This is a genomic window from Pseudomonas sp. DWP3-1-3b3, assembly GCF_049896305.1.
GTDB lineage: Bacteria > Pseudomonadota > Gammaproteobacteria > Pseudomonadales > Pseudomonadaceae > Aquipseudomonas > Aquipseudomonas azotoformans_A.
Genome location: NZ_JAFCUA010000004.1, coordinates 462,500 through 484,312, shown reverse-complemented (window position 1 = coordinate 484,312; position 21,813 = coordinate 462,500). Strand labels below are relative to the sequence as shown.

Sequence of the window (21,813 nt, the reverse complement as noted above, 5' to 3'; positions counted from 1 at the left end):
CCAAACAATCTATACCACTGTCATTTTTCACAGGTTGCCGATCACGCAATGGCTGCTAGCTTTAGCCAGTCGAGTTCACACTTCGACTGGCCTACCTATTCACCATGCGCGAAAGGAATCGTCCATGAACCCGCAAAAGAACCCGAGCAGCCTCCCGGCGGGGCTGGCCGGGCTGGCATATAGCCTGGTCTGCTACTTGGTTTTCCTGGCCACCTTTTTATACCTGATAGGTTTTCTGGGTGGCTTCAGTGTGCCAAAAGCCATCAACGATGGACCCTTCATCCATTGGTCATTGGCAACATTGATCAACGGTTTGCTGGTCATCCTGTTCGGCATGCAACACAGCATCATGGCGCGTAAAAACTTCAAGAACAGGCTGGCCGCTTTCATTCCTCCGGCGGTTGAACGCTCCACCTATGTGTTAATTAGCAGTTGGGGACTCATGTTGATGTTCTGGCTTTGGCAACCTATGCCGCACACGGTGTGGAGCGTTGACGCCGCCTGGGCAAGGGCCTTGTTGGCTGGGTTGTTCTGGCTGGGCTGGGGCATCGTCTTGCTGGCAACGTTGTTGATCAGCCACTTCGAACTGTTCGGCCTCAAGCAAGCCTTTGATCGTTGGCGCGATACGGCACCGCACACGCCGATATTCAGAACGCCGCTGCTGTACAAGATCGTTCGCCACCCGCTGTACCTGGGGTTCTTGATTGCCTTCTGGGCTACGCCTGACATGACAGCGGGTCATCTGGTGTTTGCGGTAGGGCTGACGTTCTATCTCTTTATCGGGGCGCACCTTGAAGAAAAGGACCTGGTCGGGATGTTTGGGGATAGGTATCGCCGGTATCAGCAGGAAACCGGCATGATTTTGCCGATACCGAAGAGACTGGCTGGGGCGCCGACGAAAGAGAAAAAATAGGCGGGTGCCGGAATATTCATGCCACCTTGGGCGTTTTGCTCATGACTATCCCCGGCGACATGCCCAACTACCTGAACGTAGACGACATAAGGCGCCTGAGCTATCTTCGGACGCCTTATCGATCGACCCGGAACAGGAAGTCACCGCTTGAGCACGTCGTCCCTACTGCGAAGCCGCACCTTTGCCCTCTTCGCAGGCATCGCATTTGTTGCCATGGACCAGCTCGTCAAACTGCTGGCGCTGGTTTCATTGCAAGCCAACAGCTTCAAATTCGGCGCCAGCCCCCTCAACCTCGCGCTGGAACTGAGCCTCAACCCAGGCGCCTTCCTCAGCCTGGGCGCGGCGCTACCGCCGCAGGTCAAACAACTGATCTTTATCGTTGGGGTGGCGGTCGTGGTGGCTTGGGCGTTGGGGTGGTCGCTTTCCAATTGGAACCAACCGCTGCGTAAAGTCTTGCCACTGTATGCGATTGCGCTGGGCGGTATCGCCAACCTGATTGACCGCGTGTTTCGCGACGGGCATGTGGTTGACTACATGGTGCTGAATGTTGGGCCGACGCATACCGGCGTGTTCAATATTGCTGATATCGCAATTACAGCTGGTGCAATCTATTTAATGATCGACTTGTTGGTACAACCGCGAAAGGCATAGTTGTATGAGCACGTTATGTAAAAGAAGGCGTCTCACCTTCTACGTCAATTTATCGATCACGTATTGCTGAAACCAGGCGGGCTGCGTGTCCGAAACGATATCGATATCCTCACCTTCGGTGATTTCCGCCAGCTGAGCGAAACTAGGCTCACCGTCTTGCGAGTTATCAAAGATATAAGCTCTGTTTGAAAGCAAAACAGCCTCGGAGAGATTCTCCAGCGAGCGCTTGTAACGAGAGCGAATTTTGTCGGCGGGAACATCATGCCCCCCGATGGATGCCCTGTACGCAACCCGCGCAACGTTGATATCGGCATCTGCAGTAGCAACGTAGTAGACGTATACCCGATACCCCGCTGCTTTGGCCTGCCGCAGCAACTCTATCTTGCTGCTATCTGACATGACGGTTTCAAAGGTAAAACTCACCCGTTCTTCAATCAAAGAAACTCGAATAAAGTCAGACAACGCAGAGGCTATATAGGAGTCCACCTGCCTTGAGGGAAAAGCGATTTGATCGCCGTCCACGACTAACCCTTCCAGCTTGGAGAGAGAATCGGGAGAATTCAAAAGTAGCGTATGACCGCGTAAGAACAGAAGTGCCCGCCCGGCATGTTGATCAAGGCCAAACGCAGCGAGTTCGAACACTCCTGTTTCGCGGATGTTCAACTCAATTGCATCAGGGTTGATGTAGTTCACCAACAAATGAGCCGGAACTTTCGAATTGAACGTGCTCTTTCCACTCCCGTTCGGTCCGGCGAACATCCGGACCCTGGGGGTGGTACTCAAGCTTGAATCTGCGCCTGGGTGGACCGTCGATCCAAGAGAGACTTCCTGGTTTTCAAGCGGGTGCCCGCCTTGAGAGTGCCATAGGTTTCCACGGGTCGGATAACCAGCGTTTCTGTATTTGAGACTTTCACCAGTTGCCCGGCACGGACCACAAGCACAGATTCGCCCTTGGAAAGGGCAACCTCGTAGGCATCTCTGAATGCCTTGGCTGCAATAGAGGGAATACTCGATTCTTGAGCAAGAATCTGCGCTTCGGTGATTTGTGGCTTAACTTTTTTACGTGACATGCTGGTCTCCGGCTCAGGACGGGGGCGGATCAATGGCGGTTAGCATAGATCACCTCAAACGTCGAACGCAGACTCGACTTTACCTCAATGTGTGTCCCGTGTCCTCACCCCCACAGTACGACACGGCGTTCACGCTCTTCCCATTCGATCTCTCAAAACACCGACCACCCAATCCGCTCACTCAACAACTCCAACGCCTTCATCCCCGCCAGCGAATTCCCCGCCGCGTTCAACTCCGGCGACCACACGCACACTGTGAACTGCCCCGGCACCACTGCGACAATCCCGCCCCCTACCCCGCTCTTGCCGGGCAACCCGACGCGATAGGCAAAATTGCCCGCCTCGTCATACAGCCCGCTGGTGGCCATGATCGAGTTGACCTGCTTGGTCTGGCGCGCCGTCAAAATCTGCTCGCCGCTGTGGGCGCTTATGCCCTCGTTGGCGAGGAAGCTGAATGCGCGCGCCAAGTCCAGGCAGCTCATCTGCAACGCGCAGTAGTTGAAGTAGCTGTGCAGCACCGCGTCCACGTCATTGTGGAAGTTGCCGAACGATTTCATCAGATACGCCATGGCCGCGTTACGCGCACCGTGTTGCGCTTCGGACTCGGCGACGATGCTATTGACCAGGATTTGCGGGTTACCCGACAGGCGCCGCACAAAATCGCGCATCGACAAGATCGGCACGGCAAAGCGCGACTGGTTGATGTCGCAGATCACCAGCGCACCGGCATTGATGAATGGATTACGCGGGCGGCCGCGCTCGAATTCCAGCTGCACCATGGAGTTGAACGGCTGTCCGGAAGGCTCATGCCCCAGGCGCTCCCAGATGGTTTCACCGCCGTGGTCGATGGCTTGCACCAGGCTGAACACCTTGGAAATGCTCTGCACCGAAAACAAGGTGTCGGCGTCGCCGGCGCAATAGGCCGTGCCATCGTTGCCGTAAACGGCGATGCCCAGTTGGTTGGCCGGCACGTCGGCCAGTGCGGGGATGTAGTCGGCAACCTTGCCGAGGCCGATCAGGGGGCGCACTTCGTCGAGAATCGAGGAGAGCATCGCCTGCATGTCTTGTCCGGTCATTTGTCTTTGAATCGGTGGAAAAAGAGGCGCGGAGGATACCTGAAACACCCAGGTCAGGTGGCGTACTACAGAACGTGCAGCCTCCCCCGCTCGCCACAAAGGGAGTGGGAACTCCCTCGCCATAGCTCGACGTTGCGGGCGTTCAAAAGTGCGCCACATCCGACACCCGCTCATCCAACACATCCCGCGCCAGCGCCCAGGCCTGGTCCTTGGATTCCACCACCAACAGCGGATAGCCCCAGGCCTTGCCGAACATCACGGCAAACGGCTTGAGCGCCAGGCGCTGTGCAGCGCTGGGTTCCACCTGGATCATGCCTCGGACGTAGGTGCGCAGCGCCTGCTTGTTTTTCTTCATCCAGATCGAGGCTTGCTTGCGCTCTTCGTGGGAGTGTTCGTGATTGTTTTCGTCCACGGATTTTTCATGCAGCAGCAGGAAGGGTTGCTGGCGGGCCAGCAGGTTTTCGAAGACCAGGAAGGCATCTTCCGGCCCGCCCTCGTTGGGCGCGTCGAAAACGATTTTCACCACCGGGAATGTTGTGCTGTCGAGTCGCATGGCAGAGCTCCTTGTTGAGAATGGCTCTCACTTTAACGATCCATCCACTGGACGGCATTGCACAGAATAGCCAGACTGTTTCGCAATTCAGCCAACCTGCGATCCCGTATGAAACACCATCGCCTTCAAATGCATGACCGCTCGATGGTCAAGGATGCCGATCTGTTCCCGCGTACGGTGGTTGCCGTGGGCGCCACCAGCACGTCGGACACCTGGGAGCATGCGCAGCACGCCCATCGCAAGGGCCAGTTGCTGTACACCCTGCGCGGGGTCATCCATTGCGAGATCGAGGCGGGTATCTGGATCGTGCCGCCGCAATGCGCACTGTGGATTCCCGGCGGAATGTCCCACGCAGCACGCGGCTCCGGCGAAGCCGAAGTCTATTGCCTGTTGATCGACCCCGACGCCGCCTGCGCCCTGCCCCCGCAATGCTGCACCCTGGCCGTGTCAGGGCTGTTGCATGAGCTGATCAGCAAGGCGGTGAGTTTCCCGCTGCTCTACGACGAAAGCGGCGCCCAGGGCCGTTTGATCAACACCTTGCTGGATGAGTTGGCCGCTGCACCTGTCGAAGCCTTGCACTTGCCGATGCCTCAGGACCCGAGACTGCGCCGCCTGGCCGATAGCCTGCTGGCCGAACCGGCGGACAAGGCCACGCTCGGTCAATGGGCCGTGCGCATCGGCATGAGCGAGCGCAGCATGACCCGCCTGTTGCTGGAAGAACTGGGGCTGAGTTTTGGCCGCTGGCGCCGGCAGTTGCATGTGATCTTGTCACTGCAACGGCTGGCCAAAGGTGAGAGTGTGCAACGCGTGGCCCTGGACTTGGGCTATGAGAACGCCAGCGGTTTTATCACCATGTTCCGCAAGACCATGGGCCAGCCGCCGGCGCGTTACCTGGCAGACCGTGCCGGGGCCTTGAACGCCCTTGCGCCGGCGGCGATTGCGCTCAACTGAGCCGGCGGGTCACCAGTTTTCTCCTAGCCCCAGCAAACCCAGGATCTGCCGCCGCAAGTCCACCAGATATGGATCATCCCGGTGCCGGGGATACGGCCGTTCGATGGTCAACTGCGCCTGGATTTTCGCCGGACGGTCGCTGAACACGATCACCCGGTTGGCCAGCAGCAAGGCTTCTTCCACATCATGGGTCACCAGCAGCGCCGTGTAGCCCTGGCGTTGCCACAGGTCGATCAGCTCTTTTTGCATGGTGATGCGGGTCAGTGAGTCGAGTTTGCCCAGGGGCTCGTCGAGGATCAGCAGGCGTGGTTGATTGACCAGTGCGCGAGCCAAGGCGACCCGTTGCGCCATGCCGCCGGACAGCTGCCGTGGATACGCGCGGGTGAACTGGCTGAGGCCGACTTTTTCCAGGGCTTCATCGACCTTGGCCGAATGGCTCTTGAGCAGGCCCTGGGCTTCCAGGCCGACGGCGACGTTGTCCCACACCCGGCGCCATGGGTAGAGCGTCGGGTCCTGGAACACCACCACACGGCTCGGGTCCGGGCCGGTGATGGCGGCACCGTCGGCCAACAAGCGGCCGGAGTCCGCCGTTTCCAGGCCGGCCACCAGGCGCAGCAAGGTCGACTTGCCGCACCCCGAAGGCCCGAGCAAGGCCACGAACTCGCCGGGTGCCACGTCCAACGAAACCCGCTCCAACACCGGCAGATGCTGGCCGTCCAGGGCAAAGCCATGGCTGAGGTTTTCTATACGCAACGCCAAACCTTCCGACGCCGATACGGCGTGTGCCAGGGCTACCATTTCATCGATCCTTTCTGCCAGGCCAATAACCGGTCACGCACCAGGAACAACCCGGTGATCAACCCCGAACAGGCGAGTGCCATGATCAGCAAGGCGGCGTACATATTCGCGTAGGCGGCCCAGCCCTGTGCCCATTGCAGGTACCAGCCGATGCCGGATTTGACGCCCATCATCTCCGCCACCACCAAGGTCGAAAACGAAGCGCCCAGGCCCATGAACAAGCCGACAAATACATGCGGCAAGGCAGCGGGAATCGCCACCTTGAAAATCAGAAAACCTTGCTTGGCGCCGAGGGTACGGGCCACGTCGTAATAGGCTTTATCCACGCTCGCCACGCCCGACCAGGTGAGCACCGTCACCGGAAACCAGGTGGCCAGAGCGATCAGGAATACGCTGGCGCTCCAACTGCTCGGAAACAGGAAAAAGCACAGCGGCAACAGCGCCGTCGACGGCACCGGGCCGAGGATGCGCAGTACCGGGTGCAGCCAGTAGCCGATACGCGTGGACCACCCGATCGCCACACCCGCAATGAACCCGGTGATCGCCCCCAGCGCCACGCCCGAACCCAGCAGCAGCGCCGAGTGCAACAGGCTGTCGGCCAGCCGTGCGTAGTCTTCGATATACACCGCCAGCAAGGCCTGGGGCGGCGCAAAAAACGGCACCGGCAACAGCGCCAGTTTGGCGGTGAGCAGCTCCCAGATACCCAGCAGCGCCGGCAAGGCAATCAGCCAGGGACCCGCGTTGCGCAGACGCAGGCCCAGCTTCGCTACCTTGCGCCCCAGCAGGCTCAATACGATGAACAGCGCCGCGATGCCCACGCACAGATTGGCCAGGCCCTGGGTCATCGGCCAGTTGCGCGTCGCGTTGGGCCAGTAGCTGATCAGCAACGCGACAGCCAGCCAGGCCCCGACCACTGCCACATCCTGCCATCCGATTTTGTAGGCCAGGGCAGGCGCCAGAGTTGTTGCATCAGCTGAAGACATCGGCGGTGATCTCCTTGGCAAACTCCACCGGGTCAGTGCTCTTGCTGATCACTTCGACGGTTTTCAGGTCGGTCACATAGGTGAGGATTTCCTGGGTCAGCGCCGCACCCACCGCGTGGTGGCCGTGGGTATGGTCATGGAGGATCGCCTGCACTTCCTCCACCGACGTATTCAGCGCATGGGCCTGGAAGCCTTTGGCGACTTCTTCGGGGTGCTTCACGGAATAGTCGTGGGCTTCCAGAATCGCTTGGGTCAGCGCCGCGACCACGCGTTTGTCTTCGCGTACCAATTTGCCGGTGACGCCGACCACGCAGCAGCTGAGGTTGGCGTATTCCTCCACCAGGTTGGTGGACAGTTCACGGGCCACGCCGGATTTGATCAGGCGGTACATGAACGGGTCACTGCCACTCACCGCCTGCACTTCGCCGCGCTCCAGGGCCGTGCCGAGCAGGTCGGCCGGGTACAGGCGCCACTCCACGTCGCGCACCGGGTCCACGCCGTGTTTTTTCAGCAGGATCGAGAAGAAATTGCGGTCCGGGCTGGCCATGTCGGTCACGCCGATGGCCTTGCCCTTGAGGTCTTCCAGCTTGGTCACGCCGCCATTCGCCGCACTGAGCAAACGCAGGCAGCCGCCGTGGGTGCCCGCCGTGAGTTTTACGTCAAAACCCTGCTCCAGGGCCTTGAGCCAACGCAGCGCCATGCCCACACCCGCGTCGGCTTTACCGGTGGCGATGGCCTCCAGCAGCACCTCGGTGGAGTTGCCGAAGTTGACCAACTCCACGTCCAGATTGTGCTTGGTAAAAAAGCCCTGGCCGTGGGCGATTACTACGGGTGCCAGGCACACGGCGTTGAGATTGACTGCCAGCTTCAGCTTGCGCGGTGCGTCGAGGCGGATGAACTCACCGGTGCCGGCGGGTTCCTGTGAAGTGTTATGGCCAGCGTGTTCGTCAGCGGCGAAACCCAGGCGTGGCAGCGACAGGCCGGCCAGGGTGATACCGGCGAGGCCGAGTAGGCGGCGGCGGGTTAAATGATCGAAATCAGCCATGCGAAATATCCTTTTTATCAATTCTGTTGTTGAGATCAGCCAATCCCAAATGCTCGCGCAACGTCGCTCCTTCGTACGCCGTGCGAAACAATCCCTTGCGCTGCAAATGCGGAATCACGCTCTCGACAAACTCGGTGAACGAGCCCGGCAGGTACCCCGGTGAAATCACAAACCCATCGCACCCACCCTGCTCAAACAGCTCGGCCAATTGATCGGCCACCTGCACCCCCGTGCCCACCAACTGCGGCACGCGCACGCTGCTGGCGAAGATGCGCCCGAGTTGTTCCAGGGTGGTTTCCGGCCCCTGCATCAACAGCTTCTCGGCGGCAGCCGGGTGGATCAGCGGCGACTGGGCGATCTCGGCCAGCGTCGCCGAAAGCGGGAATGGCGACAGGTCGACATTCAACTGTGAAGCCAATGTCACCAGCCCCAACTCAGGCCGCGCCAAAGCGTTGTGCTTGTCGCGCTTGGCCCGGGCCTCGGCCTCGCTGCCCCCAATGAACGGCATCACCGCCGTCAGCACCTTGCAGCTGTCAGCCTCACGGCCTTGCTGCACCACCTGCGCACGCACGTCATCGCGAAACGCACGCATCGCCGCCAAATGCGGGTGAATGGTGAAAATCGCCTCGGCCCACCGCGCACCGAAGCGCCGGCCCCGCCCGGACGAACCGGCCTGGATCAGCACCGGCCGGCCCTGGGGCGTACGTGGAATATTCAGCGGGCCTTCAACCCGGAACCACTCGCCCTGATGCTGCACCGAACGGATCAACGCGGGGTCCGCCAGCACCCCGCTTTGGCGATCCAGCTTCAGCGCGTCCTTGCCCCAGCTGTTCCAGAGTTTGAGCGCGACTTCGACAAACTCATCGGCGCGGTCATAGCGCAGATCGTGTTCCAGGTGCTTGTCCTTGCCGAACAGGCGCCCTTCGCTGTCGTTCATCGAGGTGACGATATTCCACGCCGCACGGCCCTTGGACAGGTGGTCGAGGGTGGCGAATTCACGGGCGATGTGCGCCGGTTCGTAATAGGTGGTGGAACGGGTCGCACCGAGCCCCAGCTTGGAGGTCTTGCCGACCAGGTAAGAGAGGATCGGCAACGGGTCCAGCCGCGTGGCGTCCTGGGCGCCGTAGCGTAGGGCGAACTCGCGGGAACCGCCCATCTGGTCGCCCACGGCCAGGCGATCGGCGAAGAACAGGAAGTCGAACAGCCCCTCCTCCACCACCTTGGCCACCCGTGCGTAGTACTCGGGGTCGAGGTAATTGCCCACCGTTTCCGGGTGACGCCACACCGCGTGGCTGTGCACCACCGGCCCACTCAACAGGAACGCGGATAAATGGATCTGACGGCTCATGGTTTTGGCGTCCACACAGTGATTGCGCTGACCTTCAACGGCTTGGGAATCAGCTTGGCGGCGTAGTAGGTGTCGGCGATGCGCTGTTGCTCGGCGAGGTTGTCCAGCTTGACCGGGATGATGTCGTAGCTGCGGCGGCTATTGGCGCGTTCCACCGTGGCCGGAGCGATGTTGCCCCACAGCGGGCCGAGGATTTCGGCAGCTTCCTTGGGGTGGGCCTTCACCCATTGGCCGGTCTCGCGCAGGGTGTCGAAGGTCACCTGCAACACGTCCGGATGAGCCTTGGCGAATTTCGTCGTAGCCAGGTAGAAGCGGTTGTAGTCGGCCAAGCCGTCCTTGCCGTCGGCAATTACCCGCACGTGATGGTCCAGTTGCTGGGTGGCGAGGAACGGGTCCCAGATCACCCACGCGTCCACGCTGCCATTGGCGAAGGCGGCACCGCCGTCCGGGGCTTCCAGATAACGGGGGGTGATATCGGCCAGGGTCAGGCCGGCTTTTTTCAGGGCCGAAATCAGCAGATAGTTGCTGCCCGAGCCCTTGGACACGGCGACGGTCTTGCCCTTGAGGTCGGCGATGCTGTGGATCGACGATGTGTCCTGCACGATGATCGCCTGGGCACCGGGCGAGGAGTTTTCCTGGGCGTAGTAGGTCAACGGCGCGTCGGCGGCCTGGGTGAACAGTGCAAAGGCATCGGCCACATCGGCATGGAGGTCGACGCTGCCGGCGTTCAAGGAACTGAGCAAACCGGTGCTGAATTCATGCCAGTTCACGGTGAAACCCAGCGGTTTGAGCCGCTGTTCCAACTGGCCATTTTGCTTGAGCAGGATCCACAAGGTGGACGAACGCTGATAGCTGATGTCCAGGGTTTGCTCGGCTTGGGCCGCCGCCGCGGCGAACAGCAGACTGGCGGCAACGATAAGTTTCTTGAACGTCATGGAAGGCCTTGGCGTGAGAGAAATAGAAGGAGCTGCATATGCCAAAAAACCGCGTAAGGCCTGGCAGAAAAACTCATTCGATTATATTAACGACGAGAAATGATGAAAGAATCTTATAATTCTATGGTTATGCCCAATTCGTCGGATCCAGGGAAAAGCGCCCTAAGCTAAGATCGAAAGAGTATTTAACGAATGGTTTTTAGAACTTTAAGCTCGACGCTATTTCGTTGAAGATCGAGCTCGCCATGTCCATACGTCGTCCCCTCGCCGCGGTACTCGGGTTGTTGGCCTTTTCTGTCGCCGTGAGCGCCGAGGCCCAAGAAACCGTGCGCATCGGCTACCAGAAATCCTCGACCCTGATCACCCTGCTGAAAACCCAGGGCACCCTGGAAAAAGCCCTCAAGGCCAACAACATCGACGTCAGCTGGCATGAGTTCCCCAGCGGCCTGCCACTGCTCGAAGCGCTCAACGTGGGCAACGTCGACATCAGTGCCGACGTGGCCGACACCGTGCCGATCTTCGCCCAGGCCGCCCAGGCCAAACTCACCTACTTCGCCCAGGAAGCACCCTCGCCTTCAGCCCAGGCCATCGTGGTGCGCAAGGACTCGCCGATCCAGCAACTGGCGGACCTCAAAGGCAAGAAAATCGCCGTGACCAAGGCGGCGGGCACCCACTATTTGCTGATCGCGGCATTGGCCAAGGCGGGCCTGGAGTTCTCGGATATCACGCCGGCTTACCTGACCCCCGCTGATGGTCGGGCGGCGTTCGAGAACAACAAGGTGGACGCCTGGGTCACCTGGGAACCTTTCCTCACCAGCGTGCAGCGCCAACTGCCGACGCGCACCCTGGCCGACGGCGCCGGCTTGGCCAGTTACAAGCGTTACTACCTGACCGGCACGCCTTACGCCAAGGCGCATCCTGAGGTGTTGAAGGTGGTGTATGAGCAGTTGGAAAAAGCCGGCCAGTGGGTGAAAACCAACCCGCAGGATGCAGCCAAGATACTCGGCCCGCTGTGGGGCAACCTGGATGTGGCTACCGTTGAAGCGGCCAATGCGCACCGCAGCTACCAAGTGCAACCGGTAACGCTCGGCCAACTGGGCGAGCAGCAGAAAATCGCCGATGCGTTCTTCAAGGCGGGGTTGTTGCCTAAAGCGGTGGATGCCAAGGATGTGCAGACCTGGAAGCCTTGAAAAGTTTCATTTGGCAAGCCGATCGGGTTATCGCATAAAGGGCTTCCCCTCATTGCTGATCAGGTTTTTCCGCATGATTTTCGCAATTCACGCCCTGTATAAACCCAACGCCGCCGAACAACGCGCCGCCCTGCTGCCCGCCCATCGCGACTACCTGGCCGGCGTGGCAGAGCGCATCGCGTTCGCCGGCCCCTTGCTCGGTCCCCAGGGCGAGCCCGTGGGTTCGTTGATGGTGGTGGACTTCGACGATGAGGCCCATGTGCAGACCTGGCTGGCAACAGAGCCGTTTACCCAGGGCGGACTGTTCCAGCAGTTGGACGTGCAGCGCTTCCAGAACCGCTGGCCGCAGAAAACCGGCTTCCCAGAGGTTTGACCGGTTTGACGGTGAGCGGGTAAACACGACGCCCACTCCGTGGTACAACGGGAGTGCCCCGCTCTCGTTCTCTGGACCCTCCCATGACCGCCATCGCCCCACTCGTTCAGCCGCGTACCCTGGTGTTCCTGGCCTATCCGCAAATGGGCCTGCTCGACCTGACCGACGCCCAGACCGTGTTCTGGGCCGCCACCAAGGCCATGGCCGAACGCGGCTTGCCGGGTTACGTGATGCACACCGCCAGCCTGGCTGGAGGCTTGATGCAGACCGCCGAAGGTTTGAGCGTAGACACGGTGGCACTCGGGCAATTGGCTGATACGCCCATCGACACCCTGATCGTACCCGGCGCGCCGGCCATTCAACAGGCGATGGCGGCCAATACAGAACTGGTCGAATGGCTGCGCATCGCCTCGGCCAGCGCCGGGCGCACCGCCTCGGTGTGCAGCGGCACCTTCCTGCTGGCCATGGCCGGTTTGCTCGACGGCCGCCGCGCCGCGACCCACTGGGCCATGTGCGACATGCTCAAGCACGGCTTCCCGGCCATCGTGGTGGACATGGACGCGATCTTTATCCAGCAGGGCAATGTATGGACCTCGGCCGGCGTGACAGCGGGGATCGACCTGGCATTGGCCCTGGTCGAAATCGACTGCGGCCGCGATGTGGCGTTGCAGGTGGCCCGCGAGCTGGTGGTGTTTCTCAAGCGCCCCGGCGGGCAGGCGCAGTTCAGCCAGCTGCTGCAGGCACAGACCGATGACAGCGCGGGTTTTGATGAACTGCACCTGTGGGTCGCCGACAACTTGCAGGACTCGGACCTGTCCGTGGAACGTCTGGCGCACCAGGCCCAGATGAGCCCGCGCAACTTTGCGCGGGTCTACAAGCAACGCACCGGGCGCACACCGGCCAAGGCCATCGAGTTGTTTCGCATGGAAGCGGCGCGCCGCCTGCTGGAAGATTCCGACCGCAATATCGACCAGATTGCCCGGCTGTGTGGGTTCGGCGATGAGGAGCGGATGCGGTATACCTTCCACCGCCACCTGACGATTTCGCCACGGGAGTATCGGGAGCGTTTTTCCCGCTAGGTTGTTGAGGTGATCTGAATTGTTGTAGTGAGCGGGCTTGCCCCGCGCTGGGCTGCGAAGCAGCCCCAATAAGATCACCGCATTTTTCCAGATAAACCGAGGCGGCTGGTTTTAGGGCCGCTTCGCAGCCCAGCGCGGGGCAAGCCCGCTCACCACAACAAGCTCGCTCACCACAAGTGGATCAGTGTTTCTGTAGCCACCGCAGCAAACCACTCTTCTTGACCGGCGCAGGTTTCTTCAGCACCACCGCATCACGGATGTCTTCGCGCTGATGCTGCAACCGATCCAATGCCATCAACAAATCACTGCTGTGCTGCAACTGCGCGCCCAGCAGTGATTTTTCGATGCGGAACAACCGCCCGCTGGTGAGGCTGCGAAATTGCCCACGGGAACGCCCGTCCGCCAAGATGCCCTCCTCACCCATCACTTCGCCGGGGCCCATGCGACCGGCTTCGACCACGCGGTCACCATCATGGATCGCTACCGATATCACGCCAGTGGCGATGATCATCAGGCTATCGGCGACTTCATCGAAGGCCAGCAGCACCTGATTGGCCTGGAAGTCCACGGGGGTCATGGCCTCGGCCAGGCGGTCACGCTCCTCAAGGCTGAGGGCACGCATCACCCGGACTTCCTCCAGCAATTGCCGCTGGCGGCTCCAAGCCTTGGTGTTGGAGCCTTCACCCCAGGTCAGTCCAGCCGCTTCAAGGTGTCGATGGGCCAGGTCAAACATCAAGTTACGCACGCCGCTGCGCGCCGAGCGTGAGGCGACGAAGCCCTTGAGTTCGTATTCGTTGAATTCCAGTTGCGAGCTCTTGATCGAGACTTTGGGCCCCGGCAGCAAGGCGTGCGTCCCCTGCAAGGCTTTTTCCAAGGCCTCCAGTGCCAGGCGAGGCGCGATGCCGCTGGGCACCGCCAGGCTGACGCTGACGCCATGCGCCCCGCCCGGCCGGCTGTGGTTGAGGATCTTGGCCTTGGCCGCCAGGGAATTGGGCACCACGGCGGTGCTGCCCGCTTCCGTCTGCAAATGAGTAGAACGCCAATCGATGTCCAGCACCTTGCCCTCAACCCCATCGATGCTGACCCAATCATCGATCTGATAGGGCTTGGTGGTGTTGATCACAATGCCGCTGAACACGTCGCTCAAAGTGCTTTGCAGCGCCAGGCCAAGGATGATCGCCATGGCGCCCGAGGTCGCCAGCAGGCCCTTGACCGGCAGTTGCAGCACATAGGCCGCTGCGCCGACGATGGCGACCAGGAAGATCACCGCCCCCAGCACGTCATGCAGCAAGCGCGCGCTCTGCCCCACACGAGTGGTGAGGCCGTGGCCGAGGATCACGGTCAGGGTGCGTGCGGCAAACAACCACCAGCCGATGCCCAGCACGGTCGCCATCAGGTTGAGCACCGCGTCTTCCGGCCAAGGCGGTGGCTGCAAGGGGCTGATGCCGGCCGCCACCATGACCCAGCAAAACAGCGCGAACACCAGCACCCGCAATCCGCTGCGCAAGGTACGCCGCGCCGGGCCAAGGCCTTGCCACAACACCAGGTCCAGCAGGATCAGCACGCCGCCGAGCAGCAAGGGATGGGTGTAGAGGTTCATCAGCTGGCCACCGCGAGCACCACCGGCTCGCCCAGGAACACACTGCAGCGCGCCCGCAACCAGCGCTCCCCCGGATCGTTATGGGTGGTGCCGCGCCACACCAGCGCCAACTCCTGCTCAGGCAAATCCAGCGGCGCACACTGCGCACGAAGGCCACCCACTCCGGCCATGGCGCGCGCCACATAGTCGGGCACGATGGCGAGCATGTCGCTGTCGGCCAGCAGCACCGGCAACGCGCTGAACTGCGGCACGGTGAGCACCACTTTGCGCTGGCGCCCGATCAGGCCCAGGGCACGGTCGGAGTCATCGATCACATTGCCCATGGACGACACCACCGCGTGGGGCCGTTGGCAGAACTCGTCCAGTCCCACGTCCCCTGGCCGGTGATCGGCGCGCAGCAGCATCGGGCGCATCGGCCGCAGGCTTTTGCGGCGTGCATTGGCCGGCAGTTCCTGGGTGTGGCTGATGCCCAGGGAGATCTCGCCACTGGTGAGCAGTTGCGACATCTGCCAGTGATCGGCACGGCGCACCACCAGGGTCATGTTGGGTGCCTCGATACGCAGGCGCCGCAACAGGCTGGGCAGCAAGGCGTATTCCACGTCGTCGGACAGGCCGATATGAAAAGTGGCCTCGCTGGTCGCCGGGTTGAACGCCTGGCAGCGACTCAGCGCCGCCGCAATGCTGTCCAGCGCCGGGCCGAGATTGCTGAAGATTTCCTCGGCACGGGACGTGGGTTGCATCAGCCGCCCAGCGCGAATGAACAGCGGGTCATCGAACATCAACCGCAAGCGGCCGAGGGCACTGCTGATAGTCGGCTGGCCGAGAAACAATTTCTCGCCGACCCGGCTGACATTGCGCTCATGCATCATCGACTCGAACACCACCAGCAGATTGATGTCAGCACGACGCAGGTCATTTCTGTTCATCATGTTAGCCACCCGGCCGCAGGGCCTTGGAGAGGAGTGAGAGGCCTCAGGTTATGGCGGCTCGGGCCGGGCGTCTCTCCTACCTGGGGTCAGCGCGCTCATACCTGGGTATAGGGCTTGGCAGGATTTCAGGGTTTTGTGTCCTACTCGGTGAGAACGGATGCTTTTAAAGTGAGTGACCCCTGCTCCACCCTCGACAACACCAATGGAGTGCCTGAACGCCATGAAAATCACCGTTCCCGCGAGCGCTCGCCGCGAACAGTCAGGGTGGGCTGGCCTTTGGGACCGGCTGGTGTTCACCCCAAGCCAGACCCACGCACGCGCCGCGTTCGGCATCAGCCCGACGCCGGCGATCAACGCCCTGGGCTGGGTGGTCGGGCTGGTCGTGGCCTGCGGCATTTTCGTGATCAACTCCGAAACCCATACCGACTGGGCGCCGACGCTGCTGTACATCACGCTGCTGTTGATGGCGGCCAACCTCTTTTCAATCAATGTGGTGATTGGCGTCGCGCTGTTTTCCATCGCGCTGCTCACTGCGCTGTTTCTCTACAACGGCAACTATGAACGTTGGGAATCGATCACCGGGTTCTTCCGCTGCCTCACGGCGCTGTCAGCCATCACTTTTCTTGCCCTGCGCAGCAAGTACGCGGCGGACAGCCTGCGGCACAACGAGGCTTACCTGGTGGGCGCCCAGCGCCTGAGCCAGACCGGCAGCGTGAGCTTTCGTGGCGACAGCGATGCCATGTCGTGGTCCGAGGAATTGGCGCGGATCTTCGAATACCCACACCAGCAGACGCCCACGGCAGCGATGGTGCTGGAGCGCACCCATCCCGACGACCGTCACCTGGCCCGTGAGGTCTTCGCCAAGGCCCTGAACCGTGAACCTTTGATCGAGGTCAAGCACCGCCTGCTGATGCCGGATGGGCGCGTCAAGCACCTGCATATGATCGCCAGCCCTGTCGAGAGCCGTGGGCATTTCGAATACCTGGGCGCGGTGAAGGATGTCACTGCCGACAAGCTCGCCGAAGAGGCGTTGTTCCATGCGCAGAGCCAACTGGCTCACGTCACCCGCATCACTTCCCTGGGCGAATTGGCCGCCTCGATTGCCCATGAGGTGAACCAGCCGCTGACCGCCATCACCAGCAGTGGCGAAGCCTGTCGGCGCTGGCTTGACCGCGCCGAACCCGACCTGAACGAAGCCCGCCAGTCCCTGGACCGCATCGTCTCCAGCGCCTGCCGCGCCAGTGAGGTGATCAGCCGCATTCGCGCGCTTTCACGCAAGTGCGACCCACTGCGCAAACCCGAGTCGCTGGACGCCATCGTCAATGAAACCCTGGGCCTGGTGCAGCACGAACTGTCGCGCCATAAAGTGCGCAGCCGCGTGGAACTGGGCGTGCTCGACGCACAGATCAACGCCGACCGCGTGCAGCTGCAACAGGTGCTGATCAACTTGATCATCAATGCCTGCCACGCCATGGAAACCGTCGCCCCGCGCCAGCGCCTGCTGCGGGTGCGCACCTGGGTAGACGGCGACAATGTTCTGCTCGAAGTGGCCGACCAGGGCATCGGCATTGACGCCAAGGACCTGCCGACCTTGTTCCAACCCTTCTTCACCACCAAGCCCGACGGCCTGGGCATGGGCCTGTCGATCTGCCGTTCGATCATCGACTTCCACGGCGGCCGCCTCTGGGTCGCCAGCACGCCCGGCGAGGGCACCGCATTCACCTGCTCACTGCCACTGTTGGCCAAGGAGGCCCCATGAACGACCTTCACCCGATGAACCGCGTGATCAGCCAGGAACCCTGGGTGTATATCGTCGATGATGATCGCCCGCTGCGCGAATCCCTCGGCAGCCTGTTGCGCTCGGTGGGCCTGCAGGTCCAGCTGTTTGCTTCGGCCGCCGAGTTCATGCATTTCCCACGCCCCGACCTGCCCAGTTGCCTGGTGCTCGACGTACGCCTGCAAGGCACCAGCGGCCTGGATTTTCAGAATGAATTGGTGGCGGCGCGGATCAATCTGCCCATCGTGTTCATGACCGGCCACGGCGACATCGCCATGACCGTGCGCGCGATGAAAGCCGGTGCCGTGGACTTCCTGGCCAAACCGTTCCGCGAGCAGGACCTGATCGACGCGGTGTGCGCCGCCCACGCCAAGGACAAGGCGCGGCGTGAAGCCGAGCGCGGCGATGATGAACTGCGCAGCCGCTACGCCACCCTCACCCCCCGCGAGCAAACGGTCATGGCGTTGGCAGTTTCCGGGCTGATGAACAAGCAGATTGCCGGCGAGATCGGCCTGAGTGAAATCACCGTGAAGATCCATCGCGGCCAGGCGATGCGCAAGATGCTCGCACGCTCTTTCGCCGATTTGGTGCGCATGGCCCAGGCCCTCGGCATCCCGGTCAAGCAACAGGCTGGGTATACGCACGTATAGTATGTTGCCGGTGTGGACGGCGTATCGTGGGGTGATGGCGGGTTGCTTCCATGTGCAGCCCGATAGCCTCCAGGTAACGAAATGTCCGACACGAAGATAATTGCCATCGTCGATGATGATGAGTCCGTTCGCCTGGCACTGGATGGGCTGCTGCGCTCCAACGGCTACAGCGTCCGGCTCTATGCGAATGCCGAAGCCTTCCTCGGCTCGGATGCCCCCCGCACCACCGCCTGCCTGATCAGCGACATCCAGATGCCTGGCCTCACCGGTATCCAGCTTTACGAAACCCTGCACGCCGATGGCGTCTCACTGCCGGTGATTTTCATCACCGGCTACCCCGGCCCACCGCCCAGTATCGACCCGGCGTTGCCGCCGCCGATTGCGTTCTTTCCCAAGCCGTTTTCCTGCGCCCAACTGATGGCCTGCCTCGCCGATGTGCTGGGCCGCTAATACCTTGGTATAGCCGCCTCACACCTACGCATGCCTGCACTGACCCTAGGTAGAAGTGTTCAAGGCAGGCCACATGGATAGTCTGGCTCCACACAGTCCCACTCACGCAACAACGCCTCTCCAGGAGCAAACCATGAAGCAGCACATTCTTATTATTGGCGCAGGGTTCGGTGGTGTCTGGAGCGCGTTGAGCGCGGCCCGCCTGCTGGACAAACATGACCGCAACGACGTGCAGATCAGCCTGCTCGCCCCGCAACCGGAACTGCGCATCCGCCCACGTTTCTACGAGCCCGATGTGCACACCATGATGGCACCGCTGGGCCCGTTGTTCGACGCGGTGAACGTGAAGTTCATTGAAGGCGCGGCGGACAGCATCGACGAGAACGGCAAGCAAGTGACCTACCGCAACGCGGCCGGCACCTCCACCACCCTCCAGTACGACCGCCTGGTGCTGGCCGCTGGCAGCCGTCTGAATCGCCCGCAGATGCCAGGCATCGAGCATGTCTTCGATGTGGACCAGATCGAAGACGCCACGCGCCTCGAAGCGCATATCAAGGCCTTGAAGAACCTGCCTGACAGCGCGGCGCGCAATACGGTGGTGGTCGCCGGGGGTGGTTTTACCGGTATCGAGACCGCCACCGAAATGCCGGCGCGCCTGCGTGAAGCACTGGGTGACAAGGCTGACATTCGCGTCGTGGTGGTTGACCGTGGCCCTCAGATCGCCGCGTCCATGGGCGACGGCATCCGACCATCGATCATCGAAGCGAGCACGGAATTGGGCCTGGATTGGGTGCTCAATACCTCGGTCGCCTCGGTGGATGCCGGCGGCGTGACCCTGGCGAATGGGCAGCGGATCGAATCCAGAACCGTGATCTGGACCATCGGCTTTCGCGCCAACCCGCTCACCGAACAGGTCAGCGGCACCCGCGATCCCCAGGGCCGCCTGCATGTGGACGGCAACCTCAAGGTCAAGGGCCAGGCTGACGTGTTCGCCGCTGGCGACGTGGCCTACGCCGCCACCGATGACTTGGGCAACTTCGCCGGCATGTCCTGCCAGCACGCCATCGCCCTGGGCCGTTATGCCGGCAACAATGTGGCCGCCGACCTGATCGGCGTCGTGCCGATGACCTACAGTCAGCCCAAGTACGTGACCTGCCTCGACCTTGGTGCCTGGGGCGCGGTGTTCACCGAAGGTTGGGATCGTCAGCTGAAACTGGTCGGCCAGGAAGCCAAGGACCTCAAGCACCAGATCAACACCGTGTGGATCTACCCACCGGCCGCTGATCGCACCGTGGCGCTGGCGGCGGCGGACCCGTTGATTCCGGTGGCCTGATCCCCGTACTCCCTAAACCGGCCAGCTCACTCCTTGCTGACCCGGTCACTCCCGAGCGCCCGCCGATGATGTTTAGGCGGGCGTTTTTTTATCGTCCCCACCCAACGAACGCGCCGCCAAGGCCCCCATCACCCCGCCCACCATCGGCGCCAGCCAGAACAGCCAAAGCTGCGCCAGGTACTCGCCCCCGGCAAACAACGCCGGCCCGGTGCTGCGTGCAGGGTTCACCGAAGTATTGGTCACCGGGATCAACACCAGGTGAATAAGCGCCAGCGCCAAGCCAATCGCAATCGGCGCAAAGCCAGGGACCGCGCCCGGTGCGGTCACACGCATGATGATGAACAAGAAGAAAAACGTGGCGATGAACTCTGCGAGCAGCGCGGCCTTCATGTCGAAGTGGCCAGGGCTCAATGGACCATAACCGTTGGCGGCAAAACCACCCACTGTAAAATCCGGCTGCCCATTGGCAATCAGGTACAAGGCGGCCGCCGCGCCCATCGCACCGGCAACTTGCGCCGCGATATACGGCAACACATCACCGCCGACCACACGACGCCCCGCCCATAGGCCATGGTCAGCACCGTGAGCCCGAACGCCAGTGAAACGCCGACAAACCCAATGCCCAGTGCCGGGAAAGCCGCCGCCAGGATGGCGCTGCCACAGCCGCCAAACGTCAGCCAGAAAGTACCGATAAACTCGGCGGTCAAACGCTTTTGCACAATCGACTCCATTGCTGTTCAAGTGCCGTCTCCACAGACCGTGGGCGGTCGTGGGGGACGGTAGCAATGGGTATCAAATTGCTGTGTAAGACTTGTCCTGTTTTACCGGGTTACGACACCTTGCCCAAATCGGCGGATCGCCAGGCAATACCCAATCAACGCCAGCGCCGCCAGCAACCCGCCCGCCGCGCCGATCCAGGCAAAGCCAAACTGGCTGCCGACCCAACTGCCCATCAGGGCGCCACCGCCGATGCCGATGTTGTAGATGCCGGAAAACATCGCCATGGCCACGTCGGTTGCATCCGGGGCCAGCACCAGTACCTTGGATTGCATCGCCAGGCCAAAACCCATGATCGCCATGCCCCAGAACACGCTCAACACCACCAGGTAGGATTCTGCACCACTCAACGGCAGTAGCAGTGCCAGGCACGCGGCGAGGATGAATACCGCGCCGACCACAAACAGATGCGGGTTGAATCGGTGCACCAGGCTGAACAGCAGCGAGCCGATGATGCCCGCGCCGCCGAACACCAGCAGGATCAGGGTGACCGCGCTGCCGCTCATGCCGGCGACGCCTTCGACGAAGGGTTCGATGTAGCTGTAGGCAGTGAACTGCGCGGTCACGGTCATGGCGGTGAGCACGTACAACGCCACCAGCGCCGGGCGCTTGAACAGCAGCGGCAGGCTGCGCAAGGAGCCGGAATTCTGGCTCGGCAGCAGCGGCAAGGTGCGCGCCAGCCAGAACACCAGGGCGGCGGCGAATGCGCCGATCACCAGGAACGTGGTGCGCCAGCCCATGGCTTCACCCAGCAGGCGGCCCAGTGGAATCCCCAATACCATTGCCAAAGAAGTACCGGTAGCCAGTAGACCGAGGGCTTGCACCTGCTTGCCTTCCGGCGCCAGGCGCACTGCAAGGGACGCGGTGATCGACCAGAACAAGGCGTGGGACAAGGCAATGCCAATGCGGCTGATCATCAAAAGGCCGAAGCTGTTGGCGACACTGGAGAGAATGTGGCTGACGATAAACATGCAAAACAGCACGATCAGCAGCTTGCGCCGTTCGACGTTGCGGGTCAGCAGCATCACCGGCAGCGAGGTCAGGGACACGATCCAGGCGTAGATGGTGAGCATCAGGCCGACGCTGGACACGGGCATGTCGAAGCTGGCACCGATGGCGCTGAGCAGTCCGACGGGCACGAATTCGGTGGTATTGAACACAAACGCGGCCAACGCGAGGGCGATGACCGGTTGCCAGTTGGCTTGGGGCGTTGCGGCTGAAATGCTCATTGAAGGGCGCGGTACTCGGACGATGATCAGACGGCCACCCAGGACAAGCGCCGCCGCCGAGCATTCTATAGGTTTCTGGCGCGGCTGTTGACGCCGATCCGGC

22 protein-coding genes and 1 pseudogene are annotated in these 21,813 nt (G+C 61.6%); 10 read left to right on the top strand and 13 right to left on the bottom strand.

The features are described 5' to 3' along the window. Positions 1-124 precede the first annotated feature (124 nt). Complete coding sequence (mddA, locus tag ACP7BX_RS15640; RefSeq protein WP_426161272.1) at positions 125-913, top strand: methanethiol S-methyltransferase; 789 nt, start codon at positions 125-127, stop codon at positions 911-913. A gap of 147 nt (positions 914-1,060) precedes the next feature. Then, on the top strand, positions 1,061-1,564 hold the full coding sequence (locus tag ACP7BX_RS15635) for a signal peptidase II (RefSeq protein WP_426161152.1): 504 nt from the start codon (positions 1,061-1,063) through the stop codon (positions 1,562-1,564). Between the two features lie 39 nt (positions 1,565-1,603). On the opposite strand, the gene ACP7BX_RS15630 is transcribed toward ACP7BX_RS15635, so the two are convergent. The 4 genes from ACP7BX_RS15630 to ACP7BX_RS15615 all read right to left on the bottom strand — a co-directional run bounded on the left by ACP7BX_RS15630 (position 1,604) and on the right by ACP7BX_RS15615 (position 4,263). Then, the gene (locus ACP7BX_RS15630; RefSeq protein WP_426161153.1) at positions 1,604-2,257 is read right to left on the bottom strand and encodes a zeta toxin family protein; all 654 of its coding nucleotides are present in this window, start codon (positions 2,255-2,257) and stop codon (positions 1,604-1,606) included. Between the two features lie 86 nt (positions 2,258-2,343). Further along, on the bottom strand, positions 2,344-2,634 hold the full coding sequence (locus tag ACP7BX_RS15625; RefSeq protein ID WP_269131001.1) for a hypothetical protein: 291 nt from the start codon (positions 2,632-2,634) through the stop codon (positions 2,344-2,346). Positions 2,635-2,786: 152 nt separating this feature from the next. Further along, positions 2,787-3,695: a glutaminase B gene (glsB, locus tag ACP7BX_RS15620; RefSeq protein ID WP_033896725.1), complete on the bottom strand. Its 909-nt coding sequence runs from the start codon at positions 3,693-3,695 to the stop codon at positions 2,787-2,789. Between the two features lie 157 nt (positions 3,696-3,852). After that, positions 3,853-4,263: a hypothetical protein gene (locus ACP7BX_RS15615; protein WP_038846960.1), complete on the bottom strand. Its 411-nt coding sequence runs from the start codon at positions 4,261-4,263 to the stop codon at positions 3,853-3,855. Between the two features lie 108 nt (positions 4,264-4,371). Between ACP7BX_RS15615 and ACP7BX_RS15610 the strand changes: the two genes are divergently transcribed. Further along, the gene (locus ACP7BX_RS15610; RefSeq protein WP_426161273.1) at positions 4,372-5,214 is read left to right on the top strand and encodes an AraC family transcriptional regulator; all 843 of its coding nucleotides are present in this window, start codon (positions 4,372-4,374) and stop codon (positions 5,212-5,214) included. Positions 5,215-5,223: 9 nt separating this feature from the next. On the opposite strand, the gene ACP7BX_RS15605 is transcribed toward ACP7BX_RS15610, so the two are convergent. Genes ACP7BX_RS15605 through ACP7BX_RS15585 form a run of 5 tightly spaced genes read right to left on the bottom strand, consistent with a single transcriptional unit; the run spans position 5,224 to position 10,323 of the window. Further along, positions 5,224-6,012: an ABC transporter ATP-binding protein gene (locus ACP7BX_RS15605; RefSeq protein ID WP_426161095.1), complete on the bottom strand. Its 789-nt coding sequence runs from the start codon at positions 6,010-6,012 to the stop codon at positions 5,224-5,226. Further along, positions 6,006-6,995 (bottom strand): ABC transporter permease, encoded by a 990-nt coding sequence (locus tag ACP7BX_RS15600; RefSeq protein WP_314528173.1) that lies wholly within the window; start codon positions 6,993-6,995, stop codon positions 6,006-6,008. Before ACP7BX_RS15600 ends, ACP7BX_RS15605 begins: the two co-directional genes overlap by 7 nt. Continuing rightward, the gene (locus ACP7BX_RS15595; protein ID WP_314528175.1) at positions 6,982-8,040 is read right to left on the bottom strand and encodes an ABC transporter substrate-binding protein; all 1,059 of its coding nucleotides are present in this window, start codon (positions 8,038-8,040) and stop codon (positions 6,982-6,984) included. Before ACP7BX_RS15595 ends, ACP7BX_RS15600 begins: the two co-directional genes overlap by 14 nt. Then, the gene (locus ACP7BX_RS15590; protein WP_426161097.1) at positions 8,033-9,388 is read right to left on the bottom strand and encodes an LLM class flavin-dependent oxidoreductase; all 1,356 of its coding nucleotides are present in this window, start codon (positions 9,386-9,388) and stop codon (positions 8,033-8,035) included. Before ACP7BX_RS15590 ends, ACP7BX_RS15595 begins: the two co-directional genes overlap by 8 nt. Continuing rightward, entirely contained in the window at positions 9,385-10,323 is a 939-nt protein-coding gene (locus tag ACP7BX_RS15585) for an aliphatic sulfonate ABC transporter substrate-binding protein (RefSeq protein WP_426161098.1), read from the bottom strand. The genes ACP7BX_RS15590 and ACP7BX_RS15585 overlap by 4 nt, the downstream gene beginning before the upstream one ends. Before the next feature lie 245 nt (positions 10,324-10,568). Between ACP7BX_RS15585 and ACP7BX_RS15580 the strand changes: the two genes are divergently transcribed. From ACP7BX_RS15580 to ACP7BX_RS15570, 3 genes are all read left to right on the top strand, one after another. Continuing rightward, positions 10,569-11,513, top strand: a complete 945-nt coding sequence (locus ACP7BX_RS15580; RefSeq protein ID WP_426161100.1) for an aliphatic sulfonate ABC transporter substrate-binding protein — start codon at positions 10,569-10,571, stop codon at positions 11,511-11,513. A 73-nt stretch (positions 11,514-11,586) separates the two neighbouring features. Then, positions 11,587-11,886 (top strand): YciI family protein, encoded by a 300-nt coding sequence (locus tag ACP7BX_RS15575; protein WP_426161101.1) that lies wholly within the window; start codon positions 11,587-11,589, stop codon positions 11,884-11,886. Between the two features lie 83 nt (positions 11,887-11,969). Further along, the gene (locus ACP7BX_RS15570) at positions 11,970-12,965 is read left to right on the top strand and encodes a GlxA family transcriptional regulator (protein WP_426161103.1); all 996 of its coding nucleotides are present in this window, start codon (positions 11,970-11,972) and stop codon (positions 12,963-12,965) included. Between the two features lie 181 nt (positions 12,966-13,146). Here the strand turns inward: ACP7BX_RS15570 and ACP7BX_RS15565 are convergent, their stop codons facing one another. Both ACP7BX_RS15565 and ACP7BX_RS15560 read right to left on the bottom strand, forming a co-directional pair. Beyond that, the gene (locus tag ACP7BX_RS15565; RefSeq protein ID WP_426160762.1) at positions 13,147-14,565 is read right to left on the bottom strand and encodes a mechanosensitive ion channel family protein; all 1,419 of its coding nucleotides are present in this window, start codon (positions 14,563-14,565) and stop codon (positions 13,147-13,149) included. Further along, a complete protein-coding gene (locus tag ACP7BX_RS15560; protein ID WP_305729222.1) occupies positions 14,565-15,494 on the bottom strand; it encodes a LysR family transcriptional regulator in 930 nt (309 codons plus the stop codon). Before ACP7BX_RS15560 ends, ACP7BX_RS15565 begins: the two co-directional genes overlap by 1 nt. A 220-nt stretch (positions 15,495-15,714) precedes the next feature. On the opposite strand from ACP7BX_RS15560, the gene ACP7BX_RS15555 reads away from it, so the two are divergent. The 4 genes from ACP7BX_RS15555 to ACP7BX_RS15540 all read left to right on the top strand — a co-directional run bounded on the left by ACP7BX_RS15555 (position 15,715) and on the right by ACP7BX_RS15540 (position 19,704). Then, the gene (locus ACP7BX_RS15555) at positions 15,715-17,253 is read left to right on the top strand and encodes a sensor histidine kinase (protein ID WP_426160761.1); all 1,539 of its coding nucleotides are present in this window, start codon (positions 15,715-15,717) and stop codon (positions 17,251-17,253) included. Continuing rightward, positions 17,250-17,921, top strand: a complete 672-nt coding sequence (locus tag ACP7BX_RS15550; RefSeq protein WP_177111814.1) for a response regulator transcription factor — start codon at positions 17,250-17,252, stop codon at positions 17,919-17,921. The genes ACP7BX_RS15555 and ACP7BX_RS15550 overlap by 4 nt, the downstream gene beginning before the upstream one ends. Before the next feature lie 81 nt (positions 17,922-18,002). Next, complete coding sequence (locus ACP7BX_RS15545) at positions 18,003-18,371, top strand: response regulator transcription factor (protein WP_038846986.1); 369 nt, start codon at positions 18,003-18,005, stop codon at positions 18,369-18,371. Between the two features lie 133 nt (positions 18,372-18,504). After that, on the top strand, positions 18,505-19,704 hold the full coding sequence (locus ACP7BX_RS15540; RefSeq protein ID WP_426160760.1) for an NAD(P)/FAD-dependent oxidoreductase: 1,200 nt from the start codon (positions 18,505-18,507) through the stop codon (positions 19,702-19,704). A 72-nt stretch (positions 19,705-19,776) separates the two neighbouring features. Here ACP7BX_RS15540 and ACP7BX_RS15535 read toward each other — a convergent pair. Then, a pseudogene (locus tag ACP7BX_RS15535) lies at positions 19,777-20,423 on the bottom strand (aquaporin). 102 nt (positions 20,424-20,525) lie between these two features. After that, entirely contained in the window at positions 20,526-21,710 is a 1,185-nt protein-coding gene (locus ACP7BX_RS15530; RefSeq protein WP_033896745.1) for a sugar transporter, read from the bottom strand. Between the last annotated feature and the right edge of the window lie 103 nt (positions 21,711-21,813).